The organism is Achromobacter spanius (assembly GCF_003994415.1).
GTDB lineage: Bacteria > Pseudomonadota > Gammaproteobacteria > Burkholderiales > Burkholderiaceae_B > Achromobacter > Achromobacter spanius_C.
On record NZ_CP034689.1, the window covers coordinates 98,241 to 111,081 of the forward strand.

Below are 12,841 nucleotides of genomic sequence, written 5' to 3' on the forward strand. Positions count from 1 at the left end.
TAGATGCTAAATTTATCCGTCAGTTTTCTGGTGAAAATGCGTCATGGCAAGAACGGATAAAAACGAACTGGACGATGTGGCCTGGCGTTTGCTGCGAGCGCTGCAGCTTGACGCGCGCGCGCCCTTGAAGACGCTTGCCGAGGCCGCCGGCCTGTCTGTCGCGGCGACGGCCGAGCGGCTCAAGCGGCTGCAGGATGCCGGCATCGCGCAACGTTTCACGCTTGAGGTGGATGCGTCAAAAGTCGGCTATCCGGTAAAGGCGATAGTCGGCATCACCGCCACCCAACCCGGCAAGAAAGCCCTGCTTGAGCGGCTGCGCCATGCACCTGAAGTGCTGGAATGCCACCATGTGGCTGGGGCGGATTCCTACCTGATGACGGTGGTGGCCACGGGCTTGATGGACCTTGAGCGTTTTATCGGAACCATCAACATGTATGGCGAAACGCGAACCTCAATCATCTTCTCCACCCCCATCGAGCGCCGTGGCCTGGTCCCGCCCGGCACGCAGCTTCTTCCATAAGGTGGTGCGCGAAATGCCCAGCCGTTTTGCCGCCAGCCCCATGTGGCCGCCGGATTCTGAAACGGCTTGCTGAATGGCGCGTTGCTCGGCGTCCAGGCGGGTCGTGGCCAGATCCTGCTTTTCCGTGAGCCGTCTTTCAGGAAACAGGTCGCTGGCATGTAGCGTGGCGCCGTCGATCATGACGAGGGCGCGCGCGATCCGGTTCTTCATTTCTCGGATATTGCCGGGCCAGGCATGGTCATGCATCGCCTGCATGGCATCCGGCGAAAACGTGACGCCCGTCGTGGGCTGTTCGTCCAACAAGGCGCTGGCCAGCACCTCGATCGCGCCCGGCCGGCTTCTGAGCGGCAAGGTCGCAATTCTTGCCACGGCAAGCCGATAGAAGAGATCGGCGCGAAACCTCCCCTGCGCCATTGCCGCTTCCAGATCCGCGCAAGTGCTGGCCAGCACGCGGCACTGCGTCTGGCGGCTGGTGGATTCACCCAGGGGCCGGTACTCGCCGTTTTCCAGCACGCGCAACAGGGCGGCTTGCGCTCTGGGCGTGAGCTCGGCCACTTCATCCAGATACAGGGTGCCGCCCGCGGCTTCGGAAAACAGGCCTGCCCGCGCTGCGCTGGCGCCGCTGAAGGCGCCCTTCGCATGTCCGAACAACAGGCTCTCGACCAAGTCGGCTGTCAGCGTGGCGCAATTGACCGCGACGAAGGGGCCGGCTGAAAACGCCGAGCGCGCGTGGACATAGCGTGCCGCGCGGTCTTTGCCGGTTCCGGTTTCGCCTTCAAAGAGCACCGGCAAGGCGCTGGCCGCGAGCCGTTCAAGTTCCTGCGCGGTGTCGTGGGCCGTGGCGTCAAGCGCAAACGGATTCTCCAGCACGGCAGGGCTGCCACTGGCGGGCTGGGCGGCGATAACCGTTCGTATGCGGGCAACCAGCGCATCGGCGTCATAGGGCTTGGTCAGATAATCATTCGCGCCGGCGGCAACCAGGCGCACGGCCTGCGCAATGTCTCCATAGGCCGTGGCAAAGACCACGGTGGTGCGCGCCAGATGCGGAATCAGGCGGCGGTACAGGTCTTCGCCCGATCCGTCCGGCAGCCGGATATCGGCAAGCAGGAACGCGGGCCGCATGCGCGTACGGCGGAACAGCTCGACCGCCTGCGCGCAGCTTTGCACCCATTGCGCCGAGATGCCCTCCAGCCGCAAGCGCTGCAAGAGCGCCGCGCCCAGCAAGGCGTCGTCTTCGATGAGCAGCACCTGTATATCGTTCACGGCAAGGGTTCCTCTGTGGCAAAGGGCAGGCGCACCGAAATGCGTGTACCGCTTCCAAAGCGCGTCACGCGCAGTCGGCCTTTCAGGCTTGTGATCAGGTCCGCAACGATGCGCAGGCCTATGCCGTCGCCCTCGGACGGGTGGCCGGCCAACGCGCGTTGCGCGGCGATCGGCAAGCCGGAGCCACCGTCGGCCACGTGCAGTGTCAATGCGCCGCGCCTGGCCCGCGCCAACACCCGCACCAGTTCGCCGGGCGGAGAGGCCTGGATCGCGTTCAACACCAGGTTAAGCAAGACCTGGCGGACAGCACCGGCGGGCAGCACCAAGGGCTGGTCGTCGTGCATGCCCAGGCAATGCAGTTGTACGCGAACCCCTGCCTTGCCGGCCTGCGCGTCCACCATCAATTGGATGTCGGCAATGTCTTCCTGGCGTAGCCATGTGTTGCCAGGCCGAAACGTACGCAGGCTGGCATCCACCACGGCTTGCAGCGCCTGCACACCGCGTTCAATGAAATCCAGTGACTCGGTTCTTACCTCGCGGCGTTCGCCGAATTGGCGCAAGGTCTGCACCGCCGTACGCAAGCCGCCCAGCGGGTTGCGCACTTCGTGGGCCAGCGCGGCCGACATGCGGCCCAGCACCGCTTCACGTTCGATGCGTGCGTTGCGTTCCGCCAGCGCCTCGCGTTCCAGCGCGCTGTCCACCATGCCGTTGTAGGCCGACAGCAGATCCGCGATCTCGGGGTCGGCCGTGTGGATTTGCCGGGTGGCCAGACGTTCCGGTGGTCGGGCGCGCATGGCTTCGGTCAATGAAATGATGGGACGTTGCAGCCGCTTGGCCATGCCAAAACAAAGCGCCGCGCCAAACAGGCTGATGGTCAGACCCAGCAAGCCCAGCTCAAGCGCCAGTTCCTTGCGCTGCCGATGAAAATCGCTGACGTCCAGGTTGGCCACCAAGGTGCCCAGCCTTGGCTGCTTGCTATCCAGCAGGCGCCACGTCCACACCCCGTCCGAGCGCGGGCTGATCAAGGTGCCGGACGGCGCGGCAAGTGCTTCCAGGGGAACGCTTTCCACATTGGGATAGCGCGCCACGTGCGCAAGCAGATGCTGGTCCGGCGTTACCACGGCAAGCGTCCGATCCACCACGCCCAGATGCGTGTCCAACGCCCGATTCAGCACGTCGACCATGTGCTGCGAGTCGGCTGCGCGCACGGCGGGCAGGATCGCGGCCGACAAGCCGTCCAGATACACCTGACCCAAGTTGGCGATCTGCCTGTCGAACTGCCGGGAAACGCCGTGCAGCGCCAAGGAGATAAGCGCGGCGGAGATCACAAGAAAAAGCAGTGAGACCGCGAGCGGAATGCGCGAGGTAAGAGACAGGCGGAGCATGACGGCGCTTCTGGACCACGAAAACGGAATTATGCCTGGGTACATGCGGCTATCGGATTTGCAAAAAATGGAAAGCGTGTGCGCCTTGGGAAAAATCCGTGCCAGCCATGAATGGCGCTTGGCACTGCCCTGCGGGCGAGGCCAGGCGATCGTGCCGCGATGTTCACTTTTGTGAACATCGCCTGAACACGATTGTTCATTCGTGTTCAGGCGGGCCGCCCGCCGACCACCGCGTTCATGGTTATCCCGTATGGCTGCGCACCTGGCGTGAAAGCCGTTTGGAAGGCGCCCTCCTTAAAGTGCCCGCTCCTTCGGCGTGCACGGTTGCATGGCCGAAGCAAGTCAACAACAAACCGGGGAGCAAGCCGTGGGCAGCACCATATTCTCTAGAAAGCGCGATCTGTGGGGAGGTGCGTTCATAGCACTCTGCGGCGCGCTCACCATTCTTGAAGCCACGTCGTACAACATCGGAGAGCTGGCCCGGATGGGGCCAGGCTACTTCCCCATGATGGTCGGCTGCTTTCTGGTGGCGCTGGGCATTCTGATTCCGCTTAGCCCCGACCCCGACGAGGTGCAGGAAGACCTGATCGAAGAACATCTGCCGCAACCGTCGCGCCGCGATCGCCTTCGTGGCATGGCCTGCATTGCGGCGGGTATTGCGCTGTTCATCATCCTGGGCAGCTTCGTGGGCTTCCTGCCCGCCACCTTTGCGCTGGTGTTCGTGTCGGCGCTGGGCGATACGTCGAATTCCATCAAGTCCGCGGCCATTCTGGCCATTGCGATGACGGTGTTCGGCGCGCTTGTGTTCTCGTGGGCGCTGCAACTGCAGTTCCCGATGCTGCGCTGGGGGTAAGCCATGGATTTGTTCGATAACGTATTGCACGGCTTTTCCGTGGCGCTGCAGTGGGAGAACCTGCTGTGGTCGCTGTTCGGCGTCTTCATGGGCAACATGATCGGCGTGCTGCCGGGCATGGGCGTGCTGGCCGCCATTTCCATCCTGCTTCCGCTCACCTATGCGATGACGCCGGTGGCGGCCTTGATGATGCTGGCCGGCATTTATTACGGCGCCCAGTACGGTGGCGGCATCACCTGCATTCTGCTCAACCTGCCGGGCACGCCTTCCCATGCGGTGACCTGCCTTGACGGCAATCCGCTGGCGCGGCAAGGCAAGTCCGGGTCGGCCTTGTTCATGCTGGTCATGTCGTCATTCGTGGGCGCCAGCGTGGGCATCGTCATCATGATTCTGTTCTCGCCCTTGCTGGTTGAAGTGGCGTTTCAGTTCGGGCCGGCCGAATACTTTTCCATGATGATGTTGGGCCTGTTCGCCGGGGCAACCCTGGCGAAGGGTTCGGCCATCAAGGGCATCGCCATGGTGTTCCTGGGCTTGCTGCTGGGCGTGGTGGGCACCGACGTCAACACTGGCACCATCCGCTATGCCTTCGGCGTGATTGAACTCAGCGATGGCGTGCAGTTGGTGGCGTTGGCGATGGGCCTGTTCGGCTTGGCGGATTTCTTTGCCAACGTCAATCGCATTGGCAAGGCCACGACCGTGGGCGCCGGCCCCAAGATGTCGGTACGGCCGGAACCGGGCGACATCAAGAAATCGGCCATGCCGATTGCGCGTGGCAGCGCCATTGGCGCGGTGTTGGGCATCCTGCCGGGCACGGGGGCAACCATCGCATCGTTCATGTCGTATGCGGTCGAGAAGCGCGTGTCGAAGACGCCGAAGCGCTTTGGCAATGGCGCCATCGAAGGGGTGGCGGGACCCGAAGCGGCAAACAATTCCGCCGCGCAGACGAGCTTCATTCCGACCATGAGCCTGGGCATTCCCGGCGACTCCGTGATGGCCTTGATGCTGGGTGCGCTGATCATCCACGGCATCCAGCCTGGCCCGCAGATGGTGACCGAGCACGCCGATTTGTTCTGGGGGCTGATCGCCAGCTTCTGGATTGGCAACATCATGCTGGTGGTGATGAACCTGCCCTTGATCGGCATGTGGGCAAGGCTCTTGAAGGTGCCCTACAAGTATCTGTTCCCGTCCGCGCTGTTCTTTGTCTGCGTCGGCGTGTACAGCACCAACAACAACCTGTTCGATGTGGGCATGGTGCTGATGCTTGGGCTGGTGGGCTACCTGTTCCTGAAGCTGCGCTTTTCTCCCGCGCCGCTGTTGCTGGGTTTCGTGCTGGGCCCCATGGTTGAAGAGAACTTCCGCCGCGCCTTGTTGCTGTCGCGCGGCAGCATGAGCGTGTTCGTTGACCGCCCGATCAGCGCGGGCTTCATCTACGCCATCGCGGCGCTTGCCATCTGGCTGGTGTTCTCCACGGTGCGCAACCGGAAGAAGGTGCGCGCATTGGAGCAGGCGCAGGCTCAGGCCTGATCACGCCACGCAGGCAGGGCTGAACGGGGGGCCATTCGTGAGCCCCCCTGTCAATTAACGGGAGGGCGTCGTGAAGCAATGGGCGCGCGGTCCACGCGGTGATGAGCCACGCGGGGCGTTGACGGTGGTGCGTGAGCTGGCCTTTGTTGAGCTGATTGAACTGCTTGAATTCAGCCATCTGCGCTTGGACGCGTCCCCTCAAGAGGCAGGTACGGCGTGGGTCGGCACGCAGGAATGGCAGCGCCGCATCGACGGCGAATCCAGCGCCCCTGGCGCGGTCTACGTCTGCACCACGCTGGATGCGTTGCACGACGCCGTCTTGGCGCCTGAACATGCCGAGCTGAAGATCGACATGCCTACGCAAAGCCGCGTCCGCCTGCGCACCCTGTCCACGCGGCAGGGTGCGTCGCAAGCGTGCCTGCGCGTCGACCTGCAAGCCCTGATCCGGCGTGTGCTGGTGCCGACGAGCGCGCCCACGCATCTGTTCGAGCTGGTCAAGCACGTTGTCATGACGCGGCTTTGGGTGGAAGTGGCGCGCGTTTGAGCCGGCGTTCCGTGTCCCGCAAGCCTGCGCATGGATTAAACTTTCCGCCATGCTACGCATCGACAATCTCAGCAAGCGCTACGGCGACTACCTTGTATTCCAGGGCCTGACCCACACTTTTCAGCCGGGATGCATGGCGCTGTGCGAAGAAGACAGCACCGGCAAATCCAGCTTGCTGGGCATTATCGCGGGCGTGATCGCGCCGGATGGCGGGGACGTCTACATCGATGGCCATTCGCTGGCCAACGCGCCGCAACAAGCCCGCGCCCGTCTGGCCTACGTGCCGGATAACTGCATGGCGTTTCCCACGCAGACCGGACGCGAATTCCTGCTGAACGCCGCCGCCGAAAAGAACGTGAGCCTGGACGATCGCGTGTTGGACCTGGCGTTTCGCCTGGGGTTGGAACCGCATCTGGACAAGCGCTTCGAGCAGATGTCGACCGGGTCCCGGCGCAAGGTGTACCTGGCGGCCGCCGCGCTGGGCGACCCGGCCGTCGTCGTCGCGGATGGGCCCAGCAGCGGCCTGGATGCGCAGGCGCGCGGAGTGTTGGCCGAAGTTTTCACGACCTGGGCGCGCGACCGCGTCGTGCTGTTCGCCAGCCATGACCCCGAGCTGGTGCAGGCGTGTAAGGCGCGCACACTGAACGTTGCCGACCTGCGGTAGCCGCGCCTCGGTTGAAGGGGCCGAGTCCCGATCCGCGCTTCGATCACGCTGGCCCTGCGCTGGTCTAACCCGCGCGTCAGCGCTTGGACGCCTGCAAGACCTCGATGAATGCGCGGCTGAACGCCGGGATGTCATCGGGCTTGCGGCTGGACACCAGCGTGCCATCAACCACGACTTCCTGATCCACCCAGTTGGCCCCCGCGTTGCGCAGGTCGTCCTGTAGCGACGGCCAACTGGTCATGGTGCGGCCTTGCACCACGCCGGACGACACCAGCAGCCATGCGCCGTGGCAGATGACGGCCACGGGTTTGCCGGCGTCGAACATGGCGCGCACGAACGCCTGCGCCTTGGGGTGCATGCGGATTTCATCGCTGTTGACGACGCCGCCGGGCAATAGCAGCCCGTCGAACACCGAAGGTTCGGCTTCGGCTTGCGCGAATATCAGATCCACCGGAAAGCGGTCGCCGGGTTTGTCGTGATGCATGCCCAGGATCGGATCATTGCGCGCCGATACCAGTACCGTGCGGGCTCCTTCGGCTTGAAGACGATCACGCGGACCGGTCAGTTCTACCTGTTCGAATCCATCGACGGCCAGAACGGCGATGTTTACCTCGTTGAGTGTTGCCATGATTGCTCCCTGTTTTGCTTGCTGCATCGATTGCGCAGCAAGCGCCATGCCAAGGGCGCGCGCCGCATCGGGATATCATGCGGATTCGATTGCGATGCCGCCTCCCTTTATCAATGTGAATAAGGAACGACGAACGATGCCGCTTTCCACCGTGCTTGCCCGCGTGTGCCTGTTGGGCTTGATGTTTCCGCCGTTAGCCCTTGCCCTGCCACCCGTCGGCCCTGAAGTGGCCGCCGCCGAAGCCAAGCGTGCCGAGCGGCAGCGCATGATCGGTGACAAGTTGGTGGGCGACGCACCGCAGGACATGGCGCTGCTGGTGATACCCACTGCCAACCTTGACGCTCAGGCGGGGCGCAATTTCGACGACCCAGCCGTACGCGATGCCTACGCGCGACAAAGCAGTGTGTTGATGCACTGGGAACACACGAAGGAAAAGGGCTTTTTTGGGATCACCGCGGGGCCGGGCAAGCACAAATTTTCCAAGGCCGACCTCGGGCCGATATTCCAGACGACGCGGGGCGAGCTCGCGTATCAGGTGATTCCGGTGTGGCCGGGGGAATATCGGCTGACGCGCATCACGTATCAACTACCGCGCACCGACATGCCCACATTGGACCCGTATCTGGAGGTCCTGGACATGAAAAGAGAAATGGCTTTTGTAACGGTGCGCGAGCGTGTCGACTTTGATTTCACAACGATCAGCCCCTGGCCACGTTACGACAAAGAGACCGACGACGGCCTGGGCCAGGGGTGCACGGTGGTGATGCGCCTGGGCGGCGGTTGCGACGAGGCGGCGCGGGCATTGCGCTGGCAGCGGGACGCCGCGCGTGCGGTCGATGCGGGCGCCGCGGAAGTGGTGGAGGTGCCCGGGATGGATGTCGACCTGTCCTTTGCGCCGATCGCCTCGATCACCCTGGAGAAAGGCGACGTGGTGCTCACCGACGGCTTTGTGTTGCCGGACGGGCAGCCGGTCATCGACAAGGATATGTGCGGCTATGCCGAGAAGCAAAGGACCTGCGGGCTGGAATCCTTGCTCGTGCGGCGCCTGCCCGCCAGCATCCAGGATTTCCGGCAAGCGCCTAGCGCCGCCAGCTTCGATATGCCGAAGCTTGAGGCGGCGTTGCAAAGCCTGGAGTATCGGGCGCCCACAATGCTTGTCAAACCCGCCAACAAGGCGACGCCGAATGTGATTCGGGCGGAACGGAGGTAGCGACGCTATCCGCGCCTGGCCAACTCAGGCCACGCCCGCGAAGCGCTTGTCCAGGTAGGCGATGATCTCGCTGGATTCATACATCCAGTGCGTGCCGCCGGCTTCTTCGATGCGCAGGCAAGGCACCTTGACCTTGCCGCCGCCGGCCAGCAGTTGTTCACGGGCCTGGGGGTCGTTCTTGGCGTCGTGCAGCGTTACCGGCACGTTCAAGCGATGCATGGCGCGTCGTGTTTTCACGCAGAACGGGCAGGCGTGGAACTGATAGAGCGACAGCGCGGCGGCTTCAGCGTTTACCGTGGCCTGGCCTTGTGCTGATCGTTGTTGCGGGCGCGGACGCGTCAGCGCGTCGCCAAGAACGATCAGTTGACCCAGGCCGACACGCAAGGCTTTGACAAACATGGATGTTCAACTCAAACAAAGGAAAGAGGCGGTCAGTCTACTCTTTTGCCGACTCCTGCCCCTGCAAGGTCCTCAGTGCGCTGACGGCATCCACAGCGCCCCAAGGGTCCATGTTCCACATCGACGATGCCCCGATCATCGATGCCCGGCGGGCTAGCCCCCGATCGACACCAGTTCCGCACCTTCGGTCACCTGGTCGCCCACGCCATAGAACACTTCTTCGACCTTGCCATCGGCGGGCGCGGAAATCGTGTGCTCCATCTTCATGGCTTCCATCACCAACAGCGGTTGGCCTTTCTCGACGGTGTCGCCGGCCTTGACCGAGATCGAGATGATCTTGCCCGGCATCGGCGCCGTCAGGCCGCCGCCATGCTCGCCCTGGGTGTCCTGGGCATGCGCCAAGGGGTCATACAGCTCCAGCACATGCACGCCGTTGTCGCCAAAGACGTGGGCGCGGTCGGCATGCAGCACGACGGTGCCGGCGTGCTCGTGGCCGGCCAGCGTGATGCGCAGGCCGTAGGCCAGGTTGGGGTTGGCGCTGGCATGCGAGCGCCACAGGAACGGTTGCGGACCCGCACCGGTATCCAGCGTCCACGCACCGTCTTGGCGGGCCACGGTGACGCGGCGCGCTTCGCCGTTGTCCACCCATTGCAGATGTCGGTGATACTGCCCGCCCAGCCGCCAGCCGTCGCGCGCGTCCCAGGGGTCGGCGGGGCCTTTGCCGGCGGCCTGCACGCCGGGCTGGGCCAGGCCCAGCCGCACCAGCACGGCGGCCGAGGCCAGCGCCAGCGTGGCGTCGTTGGCGGCCTGTGGTTCGGGCAGCAGCGTGGCGCGCTGGCGTTCGATCAAGCCAGTGTCCAGGTCGGCCGCCGCAAACGCGGTGTCTTTCATCAGCCGCGACAGAAAGGCCACGTTGGTCTGCACGCCCACGGCCTGCGTTTGCGCCAGCGCTTGCAGCATGCGGGCGCGGGCCTGGTCGCGGTCGGCGCCGTGCACGATCAGCTTGGCAATCATGGGGTCATAGAACGGCGTGATCGTGTCGCCCGTGCGTACGCCGCCATCCACGCGAATGTCGGCGTTGGTGAACGCGCTGTGCGGCGGCAGGCCCAGATAAGCCAGGGTGCCGATCGACGGCAGAAAGCCCTTTTCCGGGTTCTCGGCGTAGATGCGGGCTTCGATGGCATGGCCATTGATGCGCAGATCTTCCTGGCGCGCCGGCAGCGGCTGGCCGGCGGCCACGCGCAACTGCCATTCCACCAGATCGTGGCCGGTGATCATTTCGGTGACCGGGTGTTCCACTTGCAGGCGCGTGTTCATTTCCATGAAGTAGAAGCGGCCGTCCGGCTCGGCAATGAACTCCACCGTGCCCGCGCCCACGTAGCCCACGGCGCGCGCGGCGGCCACGGCGGCTTCGCCCATGGCGCGACGGCGCTCTTCGGTCATGCCGGGGGCGGGGGCTTCTTCGATCACTTTCTGGTGGCGGCGCTGTACCGAGCAGTCGCGTTCGAACAGGTAGACGCAATTGCCATGCGTGTCCGCGAATACCTGGATTTCAATGTGGCGCGGCTTTTGCAGATAGCGTTCGATCAGTACGCGGTCATCGCCAAAGCTGGATGCCGCTTCACGTTGGCACGAGGCCAGTGCGTCCAGGAAGGCGCCGGATGATTCCACCACGCGCATGCCCTTGCCACCGCCGCCCGCGCTGGCCTTGATCAGCACGGGGTAGCCGATGCCGTCGGCCTGGGTCTTCAGGAATTGCGGGTCCTGGTTGTCGCCGTGGTAGCCGGGCACCAGCGGCACGCCGGCTTTGTCCATCAATGACTTGGCGGCCGACTTGCTGCCCATGGCGGCAATGGCGGATGCGGGCGGGCCCACGAAGGCGATGCCGGCCTTTTCAGCGGCTTCGGCAAAGGCTTCGTTTTCCGACAGGAAGCCGTAGCCGGGGTGGATGGCGCCCGCGCCGGTATCCAGCGCGGCTTGCAGGATGGCGTCGGCGCGCAGGTAGCTGGCGCGCGGCTCCGATCCGCCGATGTACACGGCTTGATCGCAGGCGGCCACGTGGCGCGCGTTGGCGTCCGCGTCCGAGTACACAGCAACGGTGCGGATGCCCATGCGGCGGGCGGTGGCGGCGACGCGGCAGGCGATTTCGCCGCGATTGGCAATCAGCAAAGTGTCGAACATGAATGTCATCCTGGCTGTAATTCTTCTTGAACTGCGGGCACGAATAGCGCGATGGCGCTACATGCGGAAGACGCCGAACTTGGTGTCTTCGATGGGGGCGTTCAATGCGGCGGACAAGGCCAGACCCAGCACGCGGCGCGTGTCGGCGGGCGCAATGATGCCGTCGTCCCACAAGCGCGCGGTGGCGTAGTACGGGTGGCCTTCGTGTTCGTACTGATCGCGAATGGGCGCCTTGAACGCGGCTTCTTCTTCCGCCGTCCATTGGCCGCCGCGCGCTTCAATGCCATCGCGCTTGACGGTAGCCAGAACGCTTGCGGCCTGCTCGCCGCCCATCACCGAGATGCGAGCGTTGGGCCACATGAACAGCATGCGCGGCGAATAGGCGCGGCCGCACATGCCGTAGTTGCCGGCGCCGAACGAGCCGCCAATCAGCACGGTGAACTTGGGCACGGCGGCGGTGGCCACGGCCGTCACCATCTTGGCGCCGTGGCGCGCGATGCCTTCGTTTTCGTACTTGCGGCCGACCATGAAGCCGGTGATGTTCTGCAGGAAAACCAGCGGAATCTTGCGCTGCGCGCACAGCTCGATAAAGTGCGCGCCCTTTTGCGCCGATTCGGAAAACAGGATGCCGTTGTTGGCCACGATGCCCACGGGCATGCCCTGAATGTGCGCAAAGCCCGTGACCAGCGTGGGGCCGAAGCGGGCCTTGAATTCATCGAACTCAGACCCGTCCACGATGCGCGCAATGACTTCGCGCACGTCGTAGGGTTTGCGGGTGTCGGCGGGAATGATGCCGTTCAGTTCGCTCGGGTCGTAGCGCGGTTCGCGCGGGGCGATGGTGGCCAGTTGCGCGGGCTTCTTGCGGTTCAGGCGGGCAACGGCGTTGCGCGCCAGTTGCAGCGCGTGCATGTCGTTGGCGGCCAGGTGGTCCACCACGCCGGACAGGCGCGTGTGCACGTCGCCGCCGCCCAGGTCTTCGGCGCTGACTTCTTCGCCCGTGGCGGCCTTCACCAGCGGCGGGCCGCCCAGAAAGATGGTGCCCTGGTTCTTCACGATGATGGATTCATCGCTCATGGCGGGCACATACGCGCCGCCCGCGGTGCAGGAACCCATCACCACGGCGATCTGCGAAATGCCTTGCGCCGACATCTGCGCCTGGTTGTAGAAGATGCGGCCGAAGTGTTCGCGGTCGGGGAACACTTCGTCTTGCTGCGGCAGGTTGGCGCCGCCCGAATCCACCAGGTAGACGCAGGGCAGGTGGTTTTGCGCGGCGATCTCTTGCGCGCGCAGGTGCTTCTTGACCGTCATCGGGTAGTACGTGCCGCCCTTGACGGTGGCGTCGTTGCAGACGATGACGCATTCGGTGCCGGACACGCGGCCGATGCCGGTGATGACGCCCGCGCCGGGCGCGTCGCCGTCGTACATATCGTGTGCCGCCATGGGCGACAGTTCCAGGAACGGGGTGCCCGGATCGATCAGGTTTTCAACGCGGTCGCGAGGCAGCAGCTTGCCGCGCGCCACATGCTTGGCGCGCGCGGCTTCACTGCCGCCCAGCGCGGTCTGCGCCAGCTTCTGATTCAGATCATCCAGCTGCGCCTGCATGGCACGCGCATTGTCGGTGAAATCTTGCGACCGCGGATTGATGCGGGATTCGATGATGGGCATGGGGT

12 protein-coding genes are annotated in these 12,841 nt (G+C 64.3%); 6 read left to right on the plus strand and 6 right to left on the minus strand.

Going from position 1 to position 12,841, the window contains the following annotated elements:
• Positions 1-43: 43 nt before the first annotated feature.
• On the plus strand, positions 44-520 hold the full coding sequence (locus ELS24_RS00455) for an Lrp/AsnC family transcriptional regulator (protein ID WP_050447452.1): 477 nt from the start codon (positions 44-46) through the stop codon (positions 518-520).
• On the opposite strand, the gene ELS24_RS00460 is transcribed toward ELS24_RS00455, so the two are convergent.
• Together ELS24_RS00460 and ELS24_RS00465 are read right to left on the minus strand one after the other, a co-directional pair.
• A complete protein-coding gene (locus tag ELS24_RS00460; protein ID WP_127183090.1) occupies positions 452-1,783 on the minus strand; it encodes a sigma-54-dependent transcriptional regulator in 1,332 nt (443 codons plus the stop codon). The two genes, ELS24_RS00455 and ELS24_RS00460, sit on opposite strands and share 69 nt — an antisense overlap.
• Positions 1,780-3,168 (minus strand): ATP-binding protein, encoded by a 1,389-nt coding sequence (locus ELS24_RS00465; RefSeq protein WP_127183091.1) that lies wholly within the window; start codon positions 3,166-3,168, stop codon positions 1,780-1,782. The genes ELS24_RS00460 and ELS24_RS00465 overlap by 4 nt, the downstream gene beginning before the upstream one ends.
• 367 nt (positions 3,169-3,535) lie before the next feature.
• On the opposite strand from ELS24_RS00465, the gene ELS24_RS00470 reads away from it, so the two are divergent.
• The 4 genes from ELS24_RS00470 (at position 3,536) to ELS24_RS00485 (ending at position 6,753) form a co-directional block, all read left to right on the plus strand.
• A complete protein-coding gene (locus ELS24_RS00470; protein ID WP_230695777.1) occupies positions 3,536-4,021 on the plus strand; it encodes a tripartite tricarboxylate transporter TctB family protein in 486 nt (161 codons plus the stop codon).
• A gap of 3 nt (positions 4,022-4,024) precedes the next feature.
• Positions 4,025-5,545: a tripartite tricarboxylate transporter permease gene (locus tag ELS24_RS00475; protein WP_050447456.1), complete on the plus strand. Its 1,521-nt coding sequence runs from the start codon at positions 4,025-4,027 to the stop codon at positions 5,543-5,545.
• Between the two features lie 70 nt (positions 5,546-5,615).
• Positions 5,616-6,089 carry a hypothetical protein gene (locus ELS24_RS00480; protein WP_127183092.1) on the plus strand — a complete coding sequence of 158 codons (474 nt, stop codon included), beginning with the start codon at positions 5,616-5,618 and terminating at the stop codon, positions 6,087-6,089.
• A gap of 49 nt (positions 6,090-6,138) precedes the next feature.
• Positions 6,139-6,753, plus strand: coding sequence for an ABC transporter ATP-binding protein (locus tag ELS24_RS00485; RefSeq protein ID WP_127183093.1), 615 nt, complete (start codon positions 6,139-6,141; stop codon positions 6,751-6,753).
• Between the two features lie 76 nt (positions 6,754-6,829).
• On the opposite strand, the gene ELS24_RS00490 is transcribed toward ELS24_RS00485, so the two are convergent.
• Complete coding sequence (locus ELS24_RS00490) at positions 6,830-7,381, minus strand: type 1 glutamine amidotransferase domain-containing protein (protein ID WP_127183094.1); 552 nt, start codon at positions 7,379-7,381, stop codon at positions 6,830-6,832.
• Positions 7,382-7,517: 136 nt separating this feature from the next.
• Here ELS24_RS00490 and ELS24_RS00495 point away from each other — a divergent pair, with 136 nt between their 5' ends.
• Positions 7,518-8,591: a hypothetical protein gene (locus ELS24_RS00495; protein WP_127183095.1), complete on the plus strand. Its 1,074-nt coding sequence runs from the start codon at positions 7,518-7,520 to the stop codon at positions 8,589-8,591.
• A gap of 24 nt (positions 8,592-8,615) precedes the next feature.
• On the opposite strand, the gene ELS24_RS00500 is transcribed toward ELS24_RS00495, so the two are convergent.
• The 3 genes from ELS24_RS00500 to ELS24_RS00510 form a co-directional block, all read right to left on the minus strand.
• Positions 8,616-8,990, minus strand: a complete 375-nt coding sequence (locus ELS24_RS00500; RefSeq protein ID WP_127183096.1) for a glutaredoxin family protein — start codon at positions 8,988-8,990, stop codon at positions 8,616-8,618.
• Positions 8,991-9,143: 153 nt separating this feature from the next.
• Positions 9,144-11,171 carry an acetyl-CoA carboxylase biotin carboxylase subunit gene (locus tag ELS24_RS00505; protein WP_127183097.1) on the minus strand — a complete coding sequence of 676 codons (2,028 nt, stop codon included), beginning with the start codon at positions 11,169-11,171 and terminating at the stop codon, positions 9,144-9,146.
• Positions 11,172-11,228: 57 nt separating this feature from the next.
• Positions 11,229-12,836, minus strand: coding sequence for a carboxyl transferase domain-containing protein (locus ELS24_RS00510; RefSeq protein WP_127183098.1), 1,608 nt, complete (start codon positions 12,834-12,836; stop codon positions 11,229-11,231).
• Positions 12,837-12,841: the final 5 nt, after the last annotated feature.

What these genes read in the sequence shown, in the direction of transcription:
- ELS24_RS00505 (WP_127183097.1), bottom strand. Translation starts at nt 11,171, where the DNA reads ATGTTCGACACTTTGCTGATTGCCAATCGCGGCGAAATCGCCTGCCGC.
- ELS24_RS00510 (WP_127183098.1), bottom strand. Translation starts at nt 12,836, where the DNA reads ATGCCCATCATCGAATCCCGCATCAATCCGCGGTCGCAAGATTTCACC.
- ELS24_RS00475 (WP_050447456.1), top strand. Translation starts at nt 4,025, where the DNA reads ATGGATTTGTTCGATAACGTATTGCACGGCTTTTCCGTGGCGCTGCAG.
- ELS24_RS00490 (WP_127183094.1), bottom strand. Translation starts at nt 7,381, where the DNA reads ATGGCAACACTCAACGAGGTAAACATCGCCGTTCTGGCCGTCGATGGA.
- ELS24_RS00455 (WP_050447452.1), top strand. Translation starts at nt 44, where the DNA reads ATGGCAAGAACGGATAAAAACGAACTGGACGATGTGGCCTGGCGTTTG.
- ELS24_RS00500 (WP_127183096.1), bottom strand. Translation starts at nt 8,990, where the DNA reads ATGTTTGTCAAAGCCTTGCGTGTCGGCCTGGGTCAACTGATCGTTCTT.
- ELS24_RS00495 (WP_127183095.1), top strand. Translation starts at nt 7,518, where the DNA reads ATGCCGCTTTCCACCGTGCTTGCCCGCGTGTGCCTGTTGGGCTTGATG.
- ELS24_RS00485 (WP_127183093.1), top strand. Translation starts at nt 6,139, where the DNA reads ATGCTACGCATCGACAATCTCAGCAAGCGCTACGGCGACTACCTTGTA.
- ELS24_RS00465 (WP_127183091.1), bottom strand. Translation starts at nt 3,168, where the DNA reads ATGCTCCGCCTGTCTCTTACCTCGCGCATTCCGCTCGCGGTCTCACTG.